We start from the raw sequence: 21,302 nt of genomic DNA on the forward strand, positions 1-21,302 counted from the left end.
TTGATGACCATCATACCTGCGCCAGGTTCACTGGTTGCCTGGGACGTTCTTCCACCACGCGCAGAATTCATCCAGCGCGCTCCACAAGCTGACCTGCGGGCGGTAGTCCAGATACTGGCGCGCGCGGCTGATGTCGAGGGTGAAGTCCTTGCTCATCACCTGCATGCCTAAGCGCGACAAGGTCGGCTGCGAGCGACCGGGCCAGAGCATGCAGGCGGCTTCGTTCAGGGCCGCCATGCTGTAGGCCAGGCCGTAGGAGCGGTAGCGGGTGACCTGCGGCAGATGCATCTGGCGCATCACGTAGTTGACCACATCCCACAGCGGCAACGGCTGGCCATTGCTGATGTTGTAGGCCTGGCCCAAGGCCTGGTCATCGGCGAACAGCGCGCTGAGCAGCGCCTCGTTGAGGTTGTGCACACTGGTGAAGTCGACCTTGTTCAGGCCGTTGCCGATGATCGCCAGACGGCGTTTGCGCTGCATCTGCATCAGCCGAGGGAAAATGCTCGCGTCGCCTGCGCCGGTGACGAAGCGCGGCCGCAATGCCAGCACCTCAAGACCAAACTCCTGGGCACCAAAGACCTTCTGCTCGGCCAGATACTTGGTGGTCGCGTAATGATCATGCAAGCGCCGCGGCACCTGGTCTTCACGGATATCCAGGCGCGAGCGGCCATTGAAGTAGATCGACGGCGACGACAGGTGCACCAAGCGCCGCACATGCTCCTTGATGCAGCCTTCGACCACGTTCTCGGTGACCACCACATTGGCCTGGTGGAAATCCTGGTAGCGGCCCCAGTTACCCACCGCCCCTGCACAGTGCACCACGGCATCGACGCCCTGGCACAGGCGCCGGGCCAGTTCGGCATCGCCCAGATCACCGGGGATGAACTGCGCGCCGCGCTTGACCAGGTGCTCCACGCCTTCGGCACGCCGGCCATTGACGCGCACGTCCAGGCCCTGCTCCAGGGCAAAACGCGCAAAGCGCCCGCCAATGAAGCCGCTCGCGCCGGTGACCAGAATTCGCATGTAACACTCCGCCTTGCCAGATTTCAGATGCAGTTGACGTCGCCAGCCCCTACAAGGGCACCAGCCAGCCCGGCGCCATCTGGCGCAGGTGCTCGGTCAATTGCGCGAGCAGTTGCCCGCCGTTGCGCCAATGATGCCAGTACAGCGGCACATCGATAGGGGTATCGGCGCAGATTTCCACTAATTCACCTCCCTGCAGCTGCGCGGCGACCTGGCGCTCCGGCACCAGCCCCCAGCCCAGGCCTGCTTCGGTCAAGCGCAAAAAGCCTTCGGAAGACGGGCACAGGTGATGCAGGAAGCCTTCCTGAATGCCCAGTGAAGCCAGGTAACGATGCTGGAGAAAATCATCCGGGCCGAACACGATCGCCGGGGTGCGCGCCAGCCGCTTGGGGTCAAAGCCATGGGGGAAGTAGCGAGCCATGAACGCCGGGCTTGCCAGGGCTCGATAGCGCATCGCCCCCAGCAGCAGGCTGCGCGCCCCGGCCACCGGCCGTTCGCTGCCACACAGGCACGCCGCCACTTCGCCGGCGCGCATGCGTTTAAGGCCCACTTCCTGATCCTCCACCACCAGGTCCAACAACACCTGCTGCTCGGCGCAGAAGGGGCCCACGGCGCCTGCCCACCAGGTCGCCAGGCTATCGGCGTTGAGGGCAATCCGCAGACGCTCGGGCATGCCCTCCTCGTCCAGCGCCGGCACTTGGCGCTGCAAGTCGCGCTCAAGTAAACGCACCTGCTGCACATGGTTGAGCAACTGCCGGCCGACTTCGGTAGGGCTGGGCGGGGTAGCACGCACCAGCACCGGCTGGCCAACCCGCGCCTCAAGCAACTTGATGCGTTGAGAGATCGCCGATTGCGACAGCCCCAGGACCTGCGCCGCACGCTCGAAACCGCCCTGTTCGATCACCGCAGCGAGGGCGGCAAGCAATTTGTAATCGAACATCGATTTTCCTAATGACTAATCAGCTTTATTTGTTTTTCTTATACAGCGGGAATGTCCACAATGACCAGCATTCAATCAGCAAAACAGCGTCGACCCAGCGGTCGGCGTCAGTGGAGTGTTCGCGCTATGTGGCAAAGCTATCTAAACGGCATGTTGGTCGCCTTTGGCCTGATCATGGCCATCGGCACGCAGAACGCCTTTGTCCTGGCCCAGAGCCTGCGCCGCGAGCACCACCTGCCGGTGGCCTTGTTGTGCATCGTGTGTGACGCCATTCTGGTCGCTGCCGGGGTGTTTGGCCTGGCCACGGTACTGGCGCATAACCCGATGCTGCTGGCGGCAGCGCGCTGGGGCGGCGCGGTGTTTCTCATCTGGTATGGCGCCAAGGCGCTGCAACGGGCGTGCTCCAAGCAGAGCCTGCAACAACAGGAAGGCCAGGGCATGCGCTCACGTCGCGCGGTACTGCTCAGCGCCTTGGCCGTGACCTTGCTCAACCCGCACGTGTATCTCGATACGGTGCTGCTGATCGGCTCGCTGGGCGCCCAGCAAAGCGTACCCGGAGCCTATGTGGCCGGGGCTGCCAGCGCCTCGCTGGTGTGGTTCTTCACCCTCGCCCTGGGCGCCGCTTGGCTGGCCCCATGGCTGGCGCGCCCCACCACCTGGCGCCTGCTCGACCTGATGGTGGCAGTGATGATGTTCGCCGTGGCTGCGCAGTTGATCTTCAATTGACGGCCATAGGTCAGCGGCCATGTAACCGCTCTGGAACCTCTATTCCCTATAGTTGTTGCGTGGTTATGCGCCGGGGCTGGTGATATGATCCAGAGCTTGCGTCGCAAAGAGTACAAACTCGCCGACGTTTACCGGGCCGCCCGTGATCGGCCTTGCGCAAACCGCGAACTAGACCTGAATCAGGAGATCCACCATGGCTTTTGAATTGCCGCCGCTGCCCTACGCCCACGATGCCCTGCAGCCGCACATCTCCAAGGAAACCCTGGAGTATCACCACGACAAGCACCACAACACCTACGTCGTGAACCTGAACAACCTGGTCCCAGGCACTGAATTCGAAGGCAAGACCCTGGAAGAGATCGTCAAGACCTCTTCGGGCGGCATCTTCAACAACGCCGCTCAGGTCTGGAACCACACCTTCTACTGGAACTGCCTGGCGCCAAACGCTGGCGGTCAGCCGACCGGTGCTCTGGCCGACGCCATCAACAGCGCTTTCGGTTCCTTCGACAAGTTCAAGGAAGAGTTCACCAAGACTTCGGTTGGCACCTTCGGTTCCGGCTGGGGCTGGCTGGTGAAGAAGGCTGACGGTTCCCTGGCCCTGGCCAGCACCATCGGCGCTGGCAACCCGCTGACCAACGGCGACACCCCGCTGCTGACCTGCGACGTCTGGGAGCACGCCTACTACATCGACTACCGCAACGTCCGTCCGAAGTACGTCGAGGCGTTCTGGAACCTGGTCAACTGGAAGTTCGTTGCCGAGCAGTTCGAAGGCAAGACCTTCACTGCCTGAATGGCTTCTGGCTTGTAGAAAAAACCCGGCACTTGCCGGGTTTTTTTGTGGCTGCGCTATGGCATGGCGCTAGAGAAGCCTGGGGCATGCACAGCGAAGCCAAGGGCAGCCCCGATCATTGCCAGCCACTACAATTTTTCACCGTCTGGCGGCCTTCCCCCTCTTGCTCCCCTGGCATAGCGCGCTAACATCAAACGTCTGGAAAGTTGACGCAACGCACTCAAGTCGCAGGGGCGCGCAACCGATACAGTACCGAAGGCAGCAAGGTCGATAGTCTATTGCCGAAGCTAATGGCAAAATAGTGGCATGCGCATGGATTAAGGAAACCCCATTGAAGCTGGAATTTCGCAACAGCTTATCGGTCAAGTTGCTCAGGGTCGTGCTGCTTTGCGCACTGGCGGTCGGCGTGGTTCTGAGCTGTGCGCAGATCGTCTACGACACCTACAAGACCCGCCAGGCCGTGAACAATGATGCCCAGCGCATCCTCGACATGTTCCGCGACCCGTCGACCCAGGCTGTGTACAGCCTCGACCGGGAAATGGGCATGCAGGTCATGGAAGGCCTGTTCCAGGACGAGTCGGTGCGCATGGCCTCTATCGGCCACCCCAACGAAACCATGCTGGCGGAAAAATCCCGGCCGCTGCAGGACATGTCCATGCGCTGGCTGACCGACCTGTTTCTCGGCCAGGAACGCACCTACACCACTCAACTGGTCGGCCGCGGCCCCTATAGCGAATACTACGGCGACCTGAGCATTACCCTCGACACCGCCGCCTATGGCGAAGATTTTCTGATCAACGCAGTGATCATCTTCATCTCCGGCGTGCTGCGCGCGCTGGCCATGGGCCTGGTGCTGTACCTGGTCTATCACTGGCTGCTGACCAAGCCGCTGTCGAAAATCATCGAACACCTCACCCAGATCAACCCCGACCGCCCCAGCCAGCATCAGATTCCATTGATCAAGGGTCATGAACGCAACGAACTGGGGCTGTGGGTCAATACGGCCAACCAGCTGCTGGCGTCGATCGAACGCAACACGCATCTGCGCCACGAAGCCGAAAACAGCCTGCAACGCATGGCCCAGTACGACTTCCTCACCGGTCTGCCCAACCGCCAGCAGTTGCAACAGCAGCTCGACCAGATCCTCGTCGATGGCGGCCGCCTGCAGCGGCGCGTGGCGGTACTGTGCGTGGGCCTGGACGACTTCAAGAGCATCAACGAGCAATTCAACTACCAGGTCGGCGACCAGTTGCTGCTGGCCCTGGCCGACCGCCTGCGCGCCCACAGCGGCCGCCTTGGCGCCCTGGCGCGCTTGGGCGGCGATCAGTTCGCCCTGGTCCAGGCCAATATCGAGCAGCCCTATGAAGCGGCCGAGCTGGCCCAGAGCATCCTTGATGATCTGGAAGCGCCGTTCGCCGTCGACCTGCAGGAAATCCGCCTGCGCGCGACCATCGGTATCACCCTGTTCCCGGAAGACGGTGACAGCACCGAGAAGCTGCTGCAAAAGGCCGAGCAGACCATGACCCTGGCCAAGGCCCGCTCGCGCAACCGCTACCAGTTCTACATCGCCAGCGTCGACAGCGAGATGCGGCGGCGCCGCGAGCTGGAAAAAGACCTGCGTGAAGCGCTGCCGCGCAACCAGCTGTACCTGGTCTACCAGCCGCAGATCAGCTATCGCGATCATCGCGTGGTCGGCGTCGAAGCGCTGCTGCGCTGGCAGCACCCGGAACTGGGCATGGTCCCGCCGGATCAGTTCATCCCACTGGCCGAGCAGAACGGCAACATCATCAGCATCGGCGAATGGGTGCTCGACCAGGCCTGCCGGCAGCTGCGTGAATGGCACGACCTGGGCTTCAGCGAGTTGCGCATGGCGGTCAACCTGTCGACCGTGCAGCTGCACCACAATGAGCTGCCGCGGGTGGTCAACAACCTGCTGCAGGCCTACCGCCTGCCACCGCGCAGCCTGGAGCTGGAAGTCACCGAGACCGGCCTGATGGAAGACATCAGCACCGCCGCCCAGCACCTGCTGAGCCTGCGCCGCTCCGGGGCGCTGATCGCCATCGACGACTTCGGTACGGGTTATTCCTCGCTCAGCTATTTGAAATCGCTGCCGCTGGACAAGATCAAGATCGACAAGAGCTTCGTCCAGGACCTGCTCGATGACGATGACGACGCGACCATCGTTCGCGCCATCATCCAGCTGGGCAAGAGCCTGGGCATGCAGGTGATCGCCGAAGGCGTGGAGACCGCCGAACAAGAGACCTACATCATTGCCCAGGGGTGTCATGAAGGTCAGGGCTATCACTACAGCAAACCGTTGTCGGCCCGGGAGCTCACCGCCTTCCTGCGCCAGGCGCAACGCAATCAGGTGTCGGCGCTGTAACCCTTGCGACTGTTGAGAATGCCCTGGCAACCGGCATTTGCATGAATTGCGTGCCCACCCCTTTACAGCAAATGCAAATCTTTCGCATGATGTTGCGGTTTCGCGTGCCACGCCGCGCAGTCCAACCACACGACGCAGGGAAACCAATAATGATTCGAATGCCTCTGGCCTCCGCCAGTCTGCTGGCCATCGCCATCGCTCTCGCCGGCTGCGGCGAAGGCAAGGACGACAAGACTGCCGCACCGCAAGCCCAGGCACCTGCTGCCGCCAGCACCGCTGCTGCGGCGCCCGGGGCGATCGACGAAGCCGCCGGCAAGGCCGTGGTCAAGCACTACGCCGAGCTGGTCCATGCCGTGTACAGCGACTCGCTGAGCACCGCCAAGACCCTGCAGAGCGCCATCGACGCGTTCCTGGCCAAGCCTAACGATGAAACCCTGAAAGCGGCCAAAGACGCTTGGGCCGCCTCGCGCGTGCCTTACCTGCAGAGCGAGGCGTTCCGCTTTGGCAACACCATCATCGACGACTGGGAAGGCCAAGTTAACGCCTGGCCGCTGGACGAAGGCCTGATCGACTACGTCGACAAGAGCTACGAGCACGCCCTGGGTAACCCAGCCGCCAGCGCCAACATCATCGCCAACACCGAGATCCAGGTCGGCGAAGACAAGATCGACGTCAAGGACATCACCCCCGAGAAGCTCGCCAGCCTCAATGAGCTGGGCGGTTCGGAAGCCAACGTCGCCACCGGCTACCACGCGATCGAATTCCTGCTCTGGGGCCAGGATCTCAACGGCACCGGCCCAGGCGCGGGCAACCGCCCAGCGACCGACTACCTGGAAGGCAAAGGCGCCACTGGCGGTCACAACGAGCGTCGCCGTGCCTACCTCAAAGCGGTCACCGACCTGCTGGTCAAAGATCTCGAAGAGATGGTTGGCAACTGGGCACCGAACGTCGCCGACAACTACCGCGCCAAGCTTGAAGCCGAGCCGGTCAACGACGGCGTGCGCAAGATGCTGTTCGGCATGGGCAGCCTGTCGCTGGGTGAACTGGCCGGCGAGCGCATGAAGGTCTCCCTGGAAGCCAACTCGCCTGAAGACGAGCACGACTGCTTCAGCGACAACACCCACTACTCGCACTTCTACGACGCCAAGGGTATCCGCAACGTCTACCTGGGCGAGTACACCCGAGTCGATGGCAGCAAGCTGACCGGCCCGAGCCTGTCGTCGCTGGTGGCCAAGGTCGACCCGGCCGCTGACGCCACCCTCAAGGCTGACCTAGAGGCCACCGAGGCCAAGATCCAGGTCATCGTTGACCACGCGCTCAAGGGCGAGCACTACGATCAGCTGATCGCCGCCGACAACGCTGCCGGCAACCAGATCGTGCGTGACGCCATCGCCTCGCTGGTCAAGCAGACCGGCGCGATCGAGCAGGCTGCCGGCAAGCTGGGCATTGCCAACCTGAACCCGGATACCGCTGATCACGAATTCTGATCGGCTGATCCTGGCTCATCAAAATGGCGGCCTTCGGGCCGGCCAGTCAATCAAGAATCGGGGCTGCTTTGCAGCCCTTCGCGGGCAAGCCCGCTCCCACAGAGGAAGCGTTTACCTGAAGGTCGACGCAATCCCTGTGGGAGCGGGCTTGCCCGCGAAGGGACGCAAAGCGGCCCTTATTCGTATATACCGGGCGTTGTCGTTTGGTGGCCCTAGCGCATCCCGCTGTAGGGATCGGCAATGCTGTCAGCCATCTCCGCCACGGCATCGTCGATCGCCTCGCGGGTTGCAGCTGAAATCCGCTGCTTATCGAGCCCCAGAAGAAATTCCCACACCCCCACCAAGCCCAGTCGAGACACTATCGACAACAGGTTCTCGGTGATCTCAAGATCATCCCGCCAGCGACTGATGAGCAACTGTTCCAGCCGCCCCTTCAGCGCCTCATCGAGCAAGCTGTAGGTATGCCATTGCCGATCAGCCAGCTCGTATAGCGCCTCGGTCAGTGGCAGTGTGGCCATGTCATCCGGCGTCAGCAGGATGGCTTCGAACTCATCACGAATACTCTGCGGCGGCATGCCGTCGGGCAGGGACTGATAATAGTCAGGTGTTTTCATCGCTAGAAATCTACGGGAATGTGAGTTTGATTACCGGCCTTTCTGTAGAGCTTGCCATCCTGGCCCAGCAGCTTGCCGCCAATCCTGATTTGCGCAGTCCAGCCGGCGCCAGAGTTGGAGCCGGGGAACTTAGCCGCAGCATTGCTATCCGGCGCATGCCATTTGACCTCGACCTTCTGCCCACCAATGACGTAGTTGAACTTACTCCCGTCGGTAATCGTCACCGAAGGTTTGAATCCGTCAGGTGTGCCCGGAGGTACCAGCTTGCGCAGATCATCGATGTGAATTCGACCGTTGTTCAGCGCCTCACTGGCCGACCGTTGCGGATTGAAGAACGCAGGCGTCTGGCCAGTTTTCGACGGCTGATTGAGCGCGCCAAAGTCGCCTTCGGCACGCGACACGGCGTTGTCCCATTTGGCTGGCGTCGAGCCTGGTGAAACGCTGCCTGGCTCAACACTCCCAGCCTTGCCAGCGGAGCCCGCGGTGGCCAGGCCTTTACCCATGCCGCCGAGCGCCAGCGGATTCAAGCCAAAGGGACTGAAGCCGGTTTGCTCGGTGTATTTGCTGGCTTCGCTCATCCAACGTGGATCGTTAGACTGGTAGAGCTGGGCGATGTAGTCAAGGTGCAGCTGGCCGGCCAAGGTCCAGTCACTGAGGTTGTCGCCGCCAATGAAGGTGTAGCCGCGCAGGATCTTGCTGGCCGCGCCTTCCGGCAGTTGGCTTTCCAAGGCATCGATCGCCTTGGAGCCCATGTCGATCTCGGCTCGGATCGCCGCGCAAGTGCCTGTTTCACCGCATTTGAGCAGTTTTTGATGGTTGGCTTCGCTGCGCGCCTTGGCCTCGGCTTCAAGCTCAGCGCAAGACTGCGTGGCATCGCAGTTACGGGCTTTTTCCTCGAGCTCGCGCACATCCTTGTGGCCGAGGTAGTTGTGCTGGGTCGCATTGCCTGCCACCCAGGCACCGGTCTGCATGTCCTGCTCGTCACCGCCTTGTGCCGCCGTTGCCAGTACGCCGATCACCTGGGAGTTCATCACCAGCAGGCTTTTCTTGGTATCACTGTCCATCGCGCCGTATGCGCTGGCCAGGCTATCGACCAAGGCTTCGTTGACCCCTGCGGCCAATGCGCCAGTCTTGAAGTCGCCGCCGGCCGCCTCTGCGGCGAGACCGCCCATTACCGCATGCAAGGCGATCTTGCCCAGGCTGCCGTCTTTCCAGTCCAACTGCTCGGGCAGGGTCACATCGCCAATCAGGCCGAAACCTGCGGCAGCGAAGGTATTGGCAAGGCTGCTGCGCAAGGCATCGCTTAGGCTGCTGTCGCCACCCAGCGCGCGATCGAGCACGGTCGAGGTGCCGTTCTGCAGCAGCTGATTACCGGCGAAACGCCCCATGCTCTCAAGCCGGGTCAAGTTACTGCTGGTCAGCACATTGCCGCCATTCTGAATGGCCCCCGGCGGACCGGTTTCAGTGCCCATCCAGCCGTCGAACAGGCCCTGGGTCAACCCTGCCGTGACACCCGACACCGCGTAGCCGCGCAAGGCATCGCTGGACGTCACGTCCTTGACCACCAAGGCGAGGTTGCCACGGTTGTTGACCGTGCTGATGGCCCCGGTGCTAGCCATGCCGGTCAGGCCGGCAGTGACCGCTGCGTTGGCCCAGCCGACCCCAGTCAGGGTAGCGCCGGTGCCGGCCGCCCAAGCGCCACCGGCCGCGGTTGCGGTGGTGGCGCCTGCTGCCGATGCGCCTGAGGCAACCAACCCACTGGCAGCGCCAGCGGTGAAATAAGCCACCACGATGGCGATCACGATGGTGGCGGCGCCACCTAGGCCCGAGTGGCTGTATTTGAAGGAATCATGCACCTCCTTGACCTGGCGCCAATCGACATCGCCCCGCTGCTGCATGTCCTTGAGCCAGGCCATGTCGGGATCGGCCTGGACCATCGCCTCGATGGTCTGGCTGACCGTCTGCTGGTTGACCTCGCGCACATCGATGTTCAACCCCGCTACAGCTTCCACCAGCATCTCACCCTTGGCGGTAAGCTGGCTCTGCTGCAAGGTTTCATCCGTGGCGCCCTTGCCCTTGGACGACTGCCAAACGGCGCTGCTATTGCTCTTCTCGTGACTTTCCTGGTGGAGGTCCTTGACCCCTTCAAAGGCGATGGCACCGCCGCTGATCAAGGTCAGGTCGTTGCCACTGTCGAGCCGCGCGCGCTGATACAGCTGATCGGCCCCGCTGATCAGGGTCAGGTCTGCACCACTGGTGATTTGCGTACCGACGTTGCTGACGTGGGTGACTTCATCGCGCTGGGTCTTCTTCGCGCCGAAGCTGCCCTTGCTCTTCATGTCATACAGGCTGTAGTCGTGCTCCTGCGCGGCCAGCAGGTTCAGATCGTTGCCGGCGTAGACATAAGCGTCCTCGCCAGCGCGCAACTGGCTGGCGAGCAGGTTGACGTCATTGCCGGCCTCAAGGGCGAGGTTATCCCCAGCGCTCAGGCGCGACGCCACCTGGCGGCTCTGCTCGGCAATCTCATGGACCTTTTTCTTGCCGTGCTTGGCGTTGCTTTCAAGGCTGTACAGGTCTTGCCCAGACACGATGTTGATAGTGCCCTGGGCGGCCACATCGAGGTTTTTGCCCGCAGCGGCCTGACTGGCAACGACATTGACATCGCCACCGGCCTTGAGGCTAACATTGCCTGCAGCGTCAAGGCTCGAGCCGAGCTGAGTAACCGTCTCTTCAGTGCGCAAGCCACGGCGCAAGGCTTCACGGCTGACACTGCGGTCCTGCACGGCTAGCAGGTTGATGTTGCCGCCGGCAGTGGCGGCGAGGTCACCGCCACTGCTCAGGCGGCCCTTGTTGGTGATGTCGGTCGCAGCGTCCAGGCTCAGGCCGGACTTGGCACTGATCAACGAACCGGCATCGACACGGGTCGCACTACCGGCCCCCACCGCCACTTCAGTAGCGGTGCGGTCATTGAGGATGTCGCCCTTGAGGCTGACCAGGCTGACCTGGTTGCCCCGGATCTCCCCGGACAGGGCGTTACGAATGCTGTCCTGGGCCATCAGCGCGAGGTTTTCGTTGGCCTGGGCCAGGCCGCCCTGGTACAGGCTGCCACCTGCGACGGCGGTCAGGTCATTGCTGGCGCGCAGGGTGCCGACGTTCTTCAGGTCGCCGCCAGTCAGCAGGTTCAGGTCACGCCCCTGGATCAGGGCGCCACCGCGCAGGTTGCGCGAGTCGACCTTGGCCAGGTACAGCACCGGCGCCAGGACCTTCTCTCCTGCTACTTCGCGGGTTTCCATCCAGACGATGTCATGGGTCAGCGCGGCGACCTGCTCGCCGCTCAAGCCCACGCCAAGGGTCAGGCCCAGGGAGTCCTTGCTGGCGACGGCGTTGTCCATCAGGTACTGGAACTGCTCGTAGTCGCTGGCCAGGCCATCGGCAAGAAAGCGCTGACCGGTCTGGGCGCGCACGGCATCGGCGATCAGCCGGGTCTCGTACTGGCCATCACCAAGGCGCCGCCAGGCGCGATCTGCGTCGTAGCCGAGCTGGCCAAGCAGGTAGTCGGAGGCCATGAAGCGGCCGGGGTCGGTGAGTTCGCGATTGGTCTCGATCAGGTAACTGGAAGACGGATCGTGGTTGCGCACGAACAAACCGTAATCGCCTTCAGGCAGGCGGAAGCTCGGCAGTGCGGTAGGGTCGACGCTGATGAACGGCGCACCGCTGAAGTCGACCGGAACGAAGCTGACCTTGGTGCTGCCGTCGGCGGCTGGCGTCTCGATACGTTTGACGTCCTGCAGCGGCCCGGGATCGCCGGCCTGGGTGCCCAAGGTAATCTGCACACCACCAGCGCCGATGGCCGCGCTGTCCAGCGCCTGACCGGTGAGCTGGGCGTTGTTGTGCGGGTTGAGCGTGCCATTGACCAGTTCGCCGCTGACATTCAGCGCCAGGCTGCCACCGGCCTGGACGGTACCACTATAGGCTGTGTCGGTACCCGGCAGCACGTGGCTGCTGGTGCTGCTGATCGGGTACTGGGTGACGGCGCTCGGCAACGCTGCCTGCTGATCCGCAGGCAGATCGCGATTCTGCGCATTCCACTGGTTGGTGGCCGCCTCGGCAACGCGATAGGCGCTCTGGCTGACGTCATGCAGCCAGTAGCTGACCTCTTCGATACGGTTGTCCAGGGTCTGGCCGCGGTTGTAGAAGTTCTGCGCATTGACGCTGAGGTTGCGGTTGGCCGCCAACAGGCTCTGGCGGTTATCCACGGTGACGGTGTCGATCAGCAGGTCACGGTTGGCCAGCAGCCGCGCTGCGGGCGAATCGCGGGTGACCTGGCCTTTGTAGGTGGTGGTGACGATGTAGAAACCGGTGTGGTGATCACCGCTGCAATCGGTGCAGTTGATATCGATGCGGCGGTTGGCGATGGCCTCGCCGACGACGAAGTCCGCCTTGGCGTTTTCCAGCTGTTTGACCTTGAGATCGATATCGCCTTCGCTTTCGATGCTGCCGGAAAGGTTGCTCAGTTGCTCGGCCTTGCTGCCGTCCAGCGCCGCATAGCTGAGATTGCCCTTGCTGTAGAGGTCGGCGTAGCGGTTGAGCAGGCTAGCGCTGCGCAGCTGCAGATCGCCTCCGGCAAACAGCAGGCTGTCTTGCTGGTTTTCGATGGCGCCGCTGGCGTGCAGGGTCACCTTGCCCTGGGCACCGAGCGTGCCTTGGTTGTCGATGCGCGCGGCATTGACCTGCAAGGTCTGGTTGCTGGTCAGGCGGCCCTGGTTGCGCAGCGCGCCGGCCAGCTCCAGCAACATTGGCCCACCACTGGCGATGCGGCCACCGGCCTGGGTCAGGTCATTGCCGGCGATACGCAGGCCTTGCTGGCTGGAAATCAGCCCCTGATTGAGCAGGTCACCCCCCATGTCCAGGGTCAGCGTGCCGTCGCTGAGCAGCTCGCCGGCGCTGTCCAACCCTCCCCCGGCCAAGCGCAGGTTGCCTGCACTGGCGATACGCTCGCCAGCACCCAGGGCGATGCTTTGCAGACCGCTGATGTCGAGATTGCCATTGAGGTGCCAGGTGCCGACGCCATCGACCGTACCCAGCGTCCACGTGCCACTGCCCAGCCCATTGATGGTGCCCTGGGCGCCGCTCAGCGAGTCAGCACGCAGTTGCAGCTTGCCGTTGGCGACGTGCTCCAGGGTGCCGCCCTGATTGAGCAGCTGCGGCGCCGAGACAATGAAGTCGGTGCTGGCACTGGCGATGCGACCGCCACGGTTGTCCAGTTGCTCTTGCAGCAGAACGTGGCTTTCGGCGCCCTGACGGGCGATCAGCCGCCCACCGGCGCTGTTGTCCAAGCGCAGGCCAGCCATCTGCAGCGCTTGGCTAGCTTCGATCAGGCCGCCCTGGTTGATCAGGCGTTGCACGGTCAGTTGCAGGTTGCCATCCAGGCTGGCCAGGGTGCCGCCGCTGTTGTCGGCATCACCGGCCGTCAGCTCGACAGCGCCTGCAGTGAGCGTGCCCTGCTGGTTATCCAGTCGCCCCTCGCCGAGCAGCAGTTGCGCCAAGGCGCCACCGGCGAGCAATTTGCCCTGCTGATTGCGCACATAATTGCTGGTAATGCTCAGGCCATCGCTGCCCGCCAGTACCTGGCCGCCGGCGCGGTTGTCGAGGGTCTGGCCAGCCAGCACCAGGCGGGTGCCGAGCAATTGGCCGGCGCGATTGTCCAAGGTCCCGGCAGCGGCACTGACACGAACCTGCTGGCCGACCACCACGCCGCCGCGGTTGTCGATCTCGGCGGCGCCGATCTGCGCCGACCCTGTGGTGGACTGCAAGCGGCCCTGGCGGTTGTCCAGCTTGGTTCCGGCGTCAACCGCCAGCGCGCCGGCATCGGCGACCACTCGCCCGGCCTGGCTGTTATCCAGGCGCTGCCCGGCCAGCGTGGTGCTGGCGCCGAGCATCGCGCCGCCTTGGTTGATCAGCTCACCGCCTGTCACCTGCAGGTGGGTTTTCGCTTGCAGGGTGCCGCCGCTGTTGTCCAGCCGCTGGTGGGCAGTGACTTTGGCCTGACCGCCGCTGGCGACGATGTTGCCAGCCTGGTTGTCGAGCTGCTGCGTGTTGATCTCCAGCGACGCGCCGACGACCGTGCCAGCCTGATTGGCCAGGGTCGTGGCGGTGATCTTCTGCTGCTTGGCAGACAGCGTACCGCCCTGGTTGTCCAAGGCGCCGACCGTCAGTTTGAGATTGCCTTCACTGGCGACCAGGCCCTTGGCGCTGTTGCCCAGCGCAGCGCTGTCGACCGTCAGCTGTTGCACGCCGACGACCCGCCCGCCCTGGTTATCCAGGCGCTCCCGGGCGCTGACAGTGGCGCTGCCCTTGCTGTGCAGGGCGCCGGCGTTACGATTGTCCAGGGTGCGGCTGGTGACCTGCAGGTCCTGCTCGGCCAGCACCTGACCGGCGCGGTTATCCAGTTTGTCGGCGCCCAGGCGTTGCTGGTTGCCCTTGAGCGCGCCGCCGCGATTGTCCACAGCGCCACTGACCGTGACCTCAAGATCACGACTGGCAATGACCTGCCCGGCATTGACCAGGCCTTGGCTGGTGAGGCTCACATCGCCGCGGGTATTGCGGCTGTTATCGGCCTCGACCCCAGCCTCGATGACACCGTCGTTGCGCAGCTGGCCGGCACGCACGTCGACTCGCTCGCGGGCAGCCAGGCTTTGCTTGATCTGCACCTGGGCGCCGCTGTGCACGCTAGCGCTACCGCCTGCGTAGGTCTTGCCCGTCAGTTCGACTTGCTGGCCACTGACAGCGAGGTTGCCGGTGCTGCTGGCCTGGGCCAGGCTGACCTTGCCGTCGGCCGCGATGGTCAGGTCGCTGGCAGACGCTGCGACATTGCCCGCAAGCTTTACCCCCACACCCTGCTCGGTGCCGACCAGGCGAATGGCGCCTGCGTACATGCCGCCCAGGGCCGAGCTGTCGATAGCCAGTTCAGGCCGGGCGCTGCCATCGTCCGCGCGCGCAGTGGCGTGCAAGGTATCGGCCTGGACATCGTTGCGCCCAGCGACGATATCCAGGCGCTTGGCATGCAGCTCGGCGTTGATCCTGGTGCTGCGGGTGATCAGTTCGAACTGGTCGACCCGGCTGGCATCGAGCCCAGCGCCTTCGATGGCGATCGAGCCACCGTCGACCTGGTAACGGCTGAGCTGACCGTTGTCGATCACCGGCTTGCCGGTGGTCAGCGTCGCTCGCGGGGTATTGATGAAGCCGCAGCCATCGCAGGTGATGCCATGCGGGTTGGCGACGATGACATGCGCCGAGCGCCCCGCCACCTCGGTGTAGCCACGCAATTGGCTGGGGTTGGCGCCATTGACCTCGTTGACAATGACCGTCGCCGAGCGCCCGCCAAGATTGGGATTGCCGACAATGATGCCGCCCAGCTGGGTTGCTTGGGTGCGACCGGTGGCGTTGTTGAGGATCAGGCCGTTCTTGCCCACGTTGTAGTCGCTGAAATGGTTGTGCGACAGACCGTTGGCGTTGGGTTTGGCGATGTTGATGACCGGTACGCCGTTACCTGCCTTGCCGACACTGGTGCCCGCGGCGCTCACCGCGATGCCATCGGCCTGCGCCCACAACGGCTGCCAGAACATGACATTGGCCAACAGCAAGGCCAGGCTGCGCTTGGGCAGGCCGCAGAAGCGCTCACGCGGTTGAAGCTGGGCCGAAGGTTGGCGGGCCAGGAAGGCAAACAGACGAACGTCCATGTCGGATCTCGCGAATCAGGGTTTCAGATGAACAGGTCGAGGCGGAAAAACACCGGCCGCTCTTTTTCCGTGAGCACACCAGGGCGCTCCAAGGTATGGGCGAAGGTGACACTGGCGCCCACATGCTGACCACGGGCGAACAGCTCCAGCGAGTGGCTGCTGGCCCGACCGTGATTGTCACCGTTGTAGCGATCGTTGCTGATCACCCCCAGGTCATAGCCCAAGCCCACGCCGTACTGGCTGAGCACTGGCCGCAGAGGCTGCCAGGTCACCGGCCGGGTCCAGCGCAGGTCGCTGCGCCAGTAGCCGCCGCTGTCGCCGGACAACGACTGTTCACGCAGCCCGCGCACCGAGGCCAGGCCGCCAAGGCTGATGCGCTGGGGGCTGAACAACACGTCCTCGCTGCGTTGACCGGTGGCCAGGCTGCTAAAGCTCAACTGCTCGCCCCACAGCTCAAAGCCCTGTACCAGGCTGAGCGTGGCGCTGTACTTGCGATAACGCGCCACCGGTTCACCGGGCATGGGGTGGCCGTTGTCCTGGGCATCGAAGGCGCCCGTGCCTTGCTGCATGCCCAGATCGATATTGACGTAGGCGTTGCCCAAGCGGCGGCCATGGTTGATACCAAATTGCGCCTCGCTCAGGCGATTGCTGCTGCCGCTCAGGCGGCTGTCATCGATGTAGTTGTTGGTGCGCAGGTGGGCAATGCCGGCGCTGAGCGAGGTCTTGCTGGTGGCGTCGCGGTGCACCACGCGCTCGGCCCGCAGTTGGTGGCTCTGGCTATCGCCGGTCTGCTTGAAAGGGTAGCCGGAGGCGAACAGCTGCGAACGGTAGTCGCTCTCGCTGTAGCTGTAGCTGAAGTTCCACCAACCCCAGGGCAGGTTGTAATACAGCGCGCCATTCTTCGAACCCTGGTTGTGGTCGCTGACCACGTCGTGGCCACCGCGCAGCACCAACTGGTCGGCCAGGCCAAGCGGGCTGTCCCACTCAAGACCGAGGTTGAGCATCTGTTCACCGGTGCTCGGTTGGCCTTCGTTATTGCGTGACAACGAGGCGCGCCAAGGCTTGTCCGGCTGGTTGCGCACCAGCAGCTGAGTGCCGCCCACCGCTTCGCCTGGGGTCAGCTCCATTTGCGCCTGATTGGAGGGCAGGCGGTTGAGCTGGTCGAGCAACTGCTCGATTTCACGCAGGTTGAGCAATTGTCCGGCCTCACCGGGATAAGCCATGGCTAGCTCGCGCTGGCTCAGCCCGCTGTTGTCTTCGGAACGTACCCCTTCAAGGCGGCCTTCGACCACCAGCACCTGCAGGTGACCGCTGGAGAGGTCTTGCTGCGGCAGGTAAGCGCGGCTGGTGACCAGGCCACGCGCCAGGTAGTGATCGGTGATGGCCTTGAGCAAGGCGTTGAGCTCGGCGGCGCCCAGGCACTGGCCGATGTAGGGGGCGAGCAGGCTTTTTTGATCAGCTGCCGAGAGCTGCTCAGCGCCCTTGAGCTCGATGGTGCGGATGGTGAAACAACGGCTGGACGGCGGCTTGTGCGATTCACTTGGGCGGGCCGCCTCGCCAGGCAGGTTGCGCAGTTCTTCCAAACGGCGCTGCTGTTCTTCGAGCAGACGGTTCTGCCGCTCGCGGATCAAATCCTGGTCACCTGGCGAAGCTGCCGAGGCAGGCGCGTTGTAGCCCATGGCGAAAAACACGCACAGGGCAAACCCATAGGCGCGAGGCTGACTGATCGCCATCATTCCTTCCTTGGCATGCATTGAAAAAAAGGTGCGCGATGCTATTGGCGCCGGTAATCAGCGTCAAATGTCCTTCGCGAATTTAAGAACCGTCCCACAAACCGGCGCGGTAACTGACAACGATTTCATCCAGTAGTTGCAAATTGCTCTTATTCAAACACCCCTAGCCTGCTAAGCTTGCACGCCGGTTTTTTGCCCAAGCCCAGGATCGTTGATGTCCTTGCTCCGCCTAAGCCCCCTGCTACTGGCTACTGCCCTGGCCGCCTGTGACGACGCCCCGCGTTTCACCCAGGCCGAGCCCGGCGAGGCCCTGTCTGGCGGCAAGGCGACGGTCCTGCGCAGCGACCGCAATGCCTTTTCCCTGCCTTCGGCCAACCTCTCGCCGGAGCGTCGGCTGGACTTTGCCGTTGGCAACAGTTTTTTCCGTAACCCCTGGGTGATCGCCCCTGCCACCACCACCGCGCGTGATGGCCTCGGCCCGCTGTTCAATACCAACGCCTGCCAGAACTGCCATGTGCGTGACGGACGCGGACATCCGCCCGAGCCGGGTGCCAGCAATGCGGTGTCGATGCTGGTGCGTTTGTCGATTCCTGACCAACCTGCCTACGCCCAGGAAATCCAGCGCCTGGGCGTGGTGCCGGAGCCGACCTACGGCACTCAACTGCAAGACATGGCGATCCCCGGCGTGACCCCGGAAGGCAAGGTACGCGTGACCTACAGCAGCGAGACGGTCCGCTTTGCCGATGGCTACAGCGTCGAGCTACGCCGGCCGCATTTGCAAATCAGCCAACTCGGCTATGGGCCGATGCATGCCGATACCCGCTTCTCCGCCCGCGTGGCACCGCCGATGATCGGCCTGGGCCTGCTCGAAGCCATCCCGGAGGCGGCGATCCTGGCTAACGCCGACCCGGACGATCGCAATGGCGACGGCATTCGCGGGCGGGCCAATCAGGTCTGGGATGATGCCCAAGGCAAGACCGTGCTCGGCCGATTCGGCTGGAAGGCCGGCCAGCCCAACGTCAACCAGCAGAACGTCCACGCCTTTGCCGGTGACATGGGCCTGACCACTACCTTGCTGCCGCACGATGACTGCACAGCTGCCCAACTCGACTGCCTGGCCGCGCCAAATGGCGATGGCGCCGACGGCGAGAAGGAAGTCAGCGACAACATCCTGCGCCTGGTCACCTTCTATACCCGCAACCTCGGCGTGCCAGCGCGGCGCGACGTGGCTGCGCCGCAGGTGCTGGCCGGCAAGAACCTGTTCTTCCAGGCGGGCTGCCAAAGCTGCCACACACCGCAGTTTACCACCGCCGCCGATGCCGCCGAGCCTGAACTGGCCAACCAGCTCATCCGCCCCTACAGCGACCTGTTGCTGCACGACATGGGCCCGGGGCTGGCCGACAACCGCAGCGAATTTGCCGCTGGCGGCCAAGACTGGCGCACGCCACCGCTGTGGGGTGTTGGCCTGACCGAAGCGGTCAGCGGCCACAGCCAATTGCTGCACGATGGCCGCGCCCGCAACCTGCTCGAAGCGGTGCTCTGGCACGGCGGCGAAGCGCAGGCGGCGCGCGACCAGGTTCTGACCTTCAATGCCGAGCAGCGCGACGCGCTGCTGGCGTTCCTGAATTCTCTTTAAAACGCGCAAGGAGCCGGGCATGTTCCGACCCAAACTGTTGTTCACCAGCCTCGCCGCACTCGCCCTGGGTGCTTGCTCGCCGCAAGACCCACAAGCGGTGACCTCCGCCGCCATCGCCAAGCAGGTGATCCTGCCGACCTACAGCCGCTGGGTCGAAGCCGACCGCCAGTTGGCCGCCAGTGCCCTGGCCTACTGCGAAGGCAAAACCTCGCTGGACGCCGCCCGCGCCGACTTCCTCAACGCGCAGAAAGCCTGGGCCGAGCTGCAACCGCTGCTGGTCGGCCCACTGGCCGAGGGCAATCGCCCCTGGCAGGTGCAGTTCTGGCCCGACAAGAAAAACCTGGTCGGCCGTCAGGTCGAGCAGTTGGTCAACGCCGACAAGCCAATCGACGCCCAGAGCCTGGGCAAGGCCAGCGTAGTGGTACGCGGTCTGTCGGCCTACGAGTACATCCTCTTCGACAGCAAGCCAGACGTCGCCACGCCTGAGCAGAAGGCCCGCTACTGCCCGCTGCTGGTGGCCATTGGCGAGCACCAGAAGGCCTTGGCCGAAGAGATCCTCAAGGGCTGGAACAGCACCGACGGCATGCTCTCGCAGATGACCAAGTTCCCCAACCAGCGCTACGCTGACTCGCACGAAGCGATCGCCGATCTGCTGCGCGCCCAGGTCACCGCCCTGGATACCCTGAAGAAGAAGCTCGGCGCACCCATGGGCCGCCAGAGCAAGGGCATCGCCCAGCCGCTGCAAGCCGAAGCCTGGCGTAGCCACTCTTCGCTGAAAAGCCTGGAAGCCAGCCTCAACGCCGCCCAAGCGGTGTGGGTCGGGGTCGACAATCAAGGCCTGCGCGGCCTGCTTGGCAAAGACCAGAGCGCCTTGGCGCAGAAGATCGACGACGCCTACGCAAGCTCGGTCAAACTGCTGGCCGACAACCACAAGACCCTGGGCGAGCTGCTGGCCGACGATGCCGGCAAACAGACGCTCAACCAGATCTACGACAGCCTCAACGTGGTGCACCGCCTGCATGAAGGCGAACTGGCCAAGGCGTTGAACATCCAGCTGGGCTTCAATGCCAACGACGGTGACTGATCATGCTGCGACGCCAGGCCCTCAAACTCGGTAGCCTCCTGCTCAGCGCCCTGACCCTGGGCGGTTGGAGCCTGTTGCGCAACAAAGGCAGCGAACCGCTGCTGCTGTCGGCGCGTGACGACGCCGACGGCAAGCACTACGCAGTGGGCTACCGGCTGGACGGCAGCCACGTGTTCGCCACCGAAGTGGGCCAGCGTTGCCACGCCATCATCAACCATCCCGAGCTACCGATCGCCCTGTTCGTCGCCCGCCGCCCAGGTACCGAAAGCTACCTGGTCGACCTGCGTGACGGGCGCCTGCTGCAAACCATCCGCTCGCAACCCAACCGCCACTTCTATGGCCACGCGGTGATCCATAACAGTGGCGAGTGGTTGTATACCACCGAGAACGACACCACCGACCCAGGACGTGGCGTGCTTGGCGTCTACCGCTTCGAAGGTGAACGGCTGGTGCATACGGGCGAGATCCCCACTCACGGAATCGGCCCGCATGAGCTGGCCTGGCTACCCGACGGCGAAACCCTGGTGGTGGCCAATGGCGGTATCCGCACCGAGGCCGAAAGCCGGGTAGAAATGAACCTCAACGCGATGGAGCCGAGCCTGGTCCTGATGCAGCGCGACGGCACCCTGCTGAGCAAGGAAACCCTTGCCCAGCAGATGAACAGCGTGCGTCACCTGGCCATTGCGGACGATGGCACGGTGGTCGCCTGCCAGCAGTTCATGGGCGATGCCGATGAAACTGCCGAACTGCTGGCGATCAAGCGCCCGGGCGAGCCGTTCAGGGCATTCCCGGTGCCAGAGCGGCAGTTGCAGGCCATGGCCCAGTACACCGCCAGCGTGGCCATCCACAATGATTTACGCCTGGTGGCGCTGACTGCGCCGCGTGCCAACCGCTTGTTTATCTGGGATCTGGACAGTGCCCAGGTCAGGCTTGATGCACCGATGCCCGATTGTGCTGGGGTGGGGGCGGTAAAAGATGGTTTTGTCGTCACCTCCGGGCAGGGGCGCTGCCGCTTCTATGACTGTCGCAAGCAAGCCTTGATCGGCCAGCCGATGGAACTGCCTTCGGGGTTCTGGGATAACCACCTGCATCTGGCTTGACCGCACTGGCCTCATCGCGGGGCAAGCCCGCTCCCACGCAGACGGAC

12 protein-coding genes are annotated in these 21,302 nt (G+C 63.6%); 7 read left to right on the top strand and 5 right to left on the bottom strand.

The window, feature by feature from the left end:
- Window positions 1-27: 27 nt before the first annotated feature.
- Window positions 28-1,023, bottom strand: coding sequence for an NAD-dependent epimerase/dehydratase family protein (locus ACF8K2_RS10290; protein WP_392464668.1), 996 nt, complete (start codon window positions 1,021-1,023; stop codon window positions 28-30).
- 49 nt (window positions 1,024-1,072) lie between these two features.
- The gene (locus ACF8K2_RS10295) at window positions 1,073-1,963 is read right to left on the bottom strand and encodes a LysR family transcriptional regulator ArgP (RefSeq protein WP_392464670.1); all 891 of its coding nucleotides are present in this window, start codon (window positions 1,961-1,963) and stop codon (window positions 1,073-1,075) included.
- A 126-nt stretch (window positions 1,964-2,089) separates the two neighbouring features.
- Between ACF8K2_RS10295 and ACF8K2_RS10300 the strand changes: the two genes are divergently transcribed.
- The 4 genes from ACF8K2_RS10300 to ACF8K2_RS10315 all read left to right on the top strand — a co-directional run bounded on the left by ACF8K2_RS10300 (window position 2,090) and on the right by ACF8K2_RS10315 (window position 7,349).
- On the top strand, window positions 2,090-2,689 hold the full coding sequence (locus ACF8K2_RS10300; protein WP_186553908.1) for a LysE/ArgO family amino acid transporter: 600 nt from the start codon (window positions 2,090-2,092) through the stop codon (window positions 2,687-2,689).
- A 193-nt stretch (window positions 2,690-2,882) separates the two neighbouring features.
- The gene (locus tag ACF8K2_RS10305; RefSeq protein ID WP_186553907.1) at window positions 2,883-3,479 is read left to right on the top strand and encodes a superoxide dismutase; all 597 of its coding nucleotides are present in this window, start codon (window positions 2,883-2,885) and stop codon (window positions 3,477-3,479) included.
- A 331-nt stretch (window positions 3,480-3,810) separates the two neighbouring features.
- Complete coding sequence (locus ACF8K2_RS10310; RefSeq protein WP_186553906.1) at window positions 3,811-5,862, top strand: bifunctional diguanylate cyclase/phosphodiesterase; 2,052 nt, start codon at window positions 3,811-3,813, stop codon at window positions 5,860-5,862.
- Window positions 5,863-6,011: 149 nt separating this feature from the next.
- Window positions 6,012-7,349 (top strand): imelysin family protein, encoded by a 1,338-nt coding sequence (locus tag ACF8K2_RS10315; RefSeq protein WP_392464672.1) that lies wholly within the window; start codon window positions 6,012-6,014, stop codon window positions 7,347-7,349.
- 212 nt (window positions 7,350-7,561) lie between these two features.
- Here the strand turns inward: ACF8K2_RS10315 and ACF8K2_RS10320 are convergent, their stop codons facing one another.
- Genes ACF8K2_RS10320 through ACF8K2_RS10330 form a run of 3 tightly spaced genes read right to left on the bottom strand, consistent with a single transcriptional unit; the run spans window position 7,562 to window position 17,381 of the window.
- Window positions 7,562-7,963 carry a hypothetical protein gene (locus ACF8K2_RS10320; RefSeq protein WP_392464673.1) on the bottom strand — a complete coding sequence of 134 codons (402 nt, stop codon included), beginning with the start codon at window positions 7,961-7,963 and terminating at the stop codon, window positions 7,562-7,564.
- A gap of 2 nt (window positions 7,964-7,965) precedes the next feature.
- Window positions 7,966-15,702, bottom strand: a complete 7,737-nt coding sequence (locus ACF8K2_RS10325) for a DUF637 domain-containing protein (protein ID WP_392464675.1) — start codon at window positions 15,700-15,702, stop codon at window positions 7,966-7,968.
- A gap of 23 nt (window positions 15,703-15,725) precedes the next feature.
- The gene (locus ACF8K2_RS10330; RefSeq protein WP_392464735.1) at window positions 15,726-17,381 is read right to left on the bottom strand and encodes a ShlB/FhaC/HecB family hemolysin secretion/activation protein; all 1,656 of its coding nucleotides are present in this window, start codon (window positions 17,379-17,381) and stop codon (window positions 15,726-15,728) included.
- A gap of 268 nt (window positions 17,382-17,649) precedes the next feature.
- Between ACF8K2_RS10330 and ACF8K2_RS10335 the strand changes: the two genes are divergently transcribed.
- From ACF8K2_RS10335 to ACF8K2_RS10345, 3 genes are read left to right on the top strand one after another with little or no spacing between them, the layout of a single operon-like run.
- The gene (locus ACF8K2_RS10335; protein WP_392464676.1) at window positions 17,650-19,071 is read left to right on the top strand and encodes a di-heme oxidoredictase family protein; all 1,422 of its coding nucleotides are present in this window, start codon (window positions 17,650-17,652) and stop codon (window positions 19,069-19,071) included.
- Between the two features lie 19 nt (window positions 19,072-19,090).
- A complete protein-coding gene (locus tag ACF8K2_RS10340; protein ID WP_392464677.1) occupies window positions 19,091-20,155 on the top strand; it encodes an imelysin family protein in 1,065 nt (354 codons plus the stop codon).
- A gap of 2 nt (window positions 20,156-20,157) precedes the next feature.
- Window positions 20,158-21,255: a DUF1513 domain-containing protein gene (locus ACF8K2_RS10345; RefSeq protein ID WP_392464679.1), complete on the top strand. Its 1,098-nt coding sequence runs from the start codon at window positions 20,158-20,160 to the stop codon at window positions 21,253-21,255.
- Window positions 21,256-21,302 lie beyond the last annotated feature (47 nt).

This window comes from Pseudomonas sp. xss_2 (assembly GCF_043104195.1).
Lineage (GTDB): Bacteria > Pseudomonadota > Gammaproteobacteria > Pseudomonadales > Pseudomonadaceae > Aquipseudomonas > Aquipseudomonas urmiensis.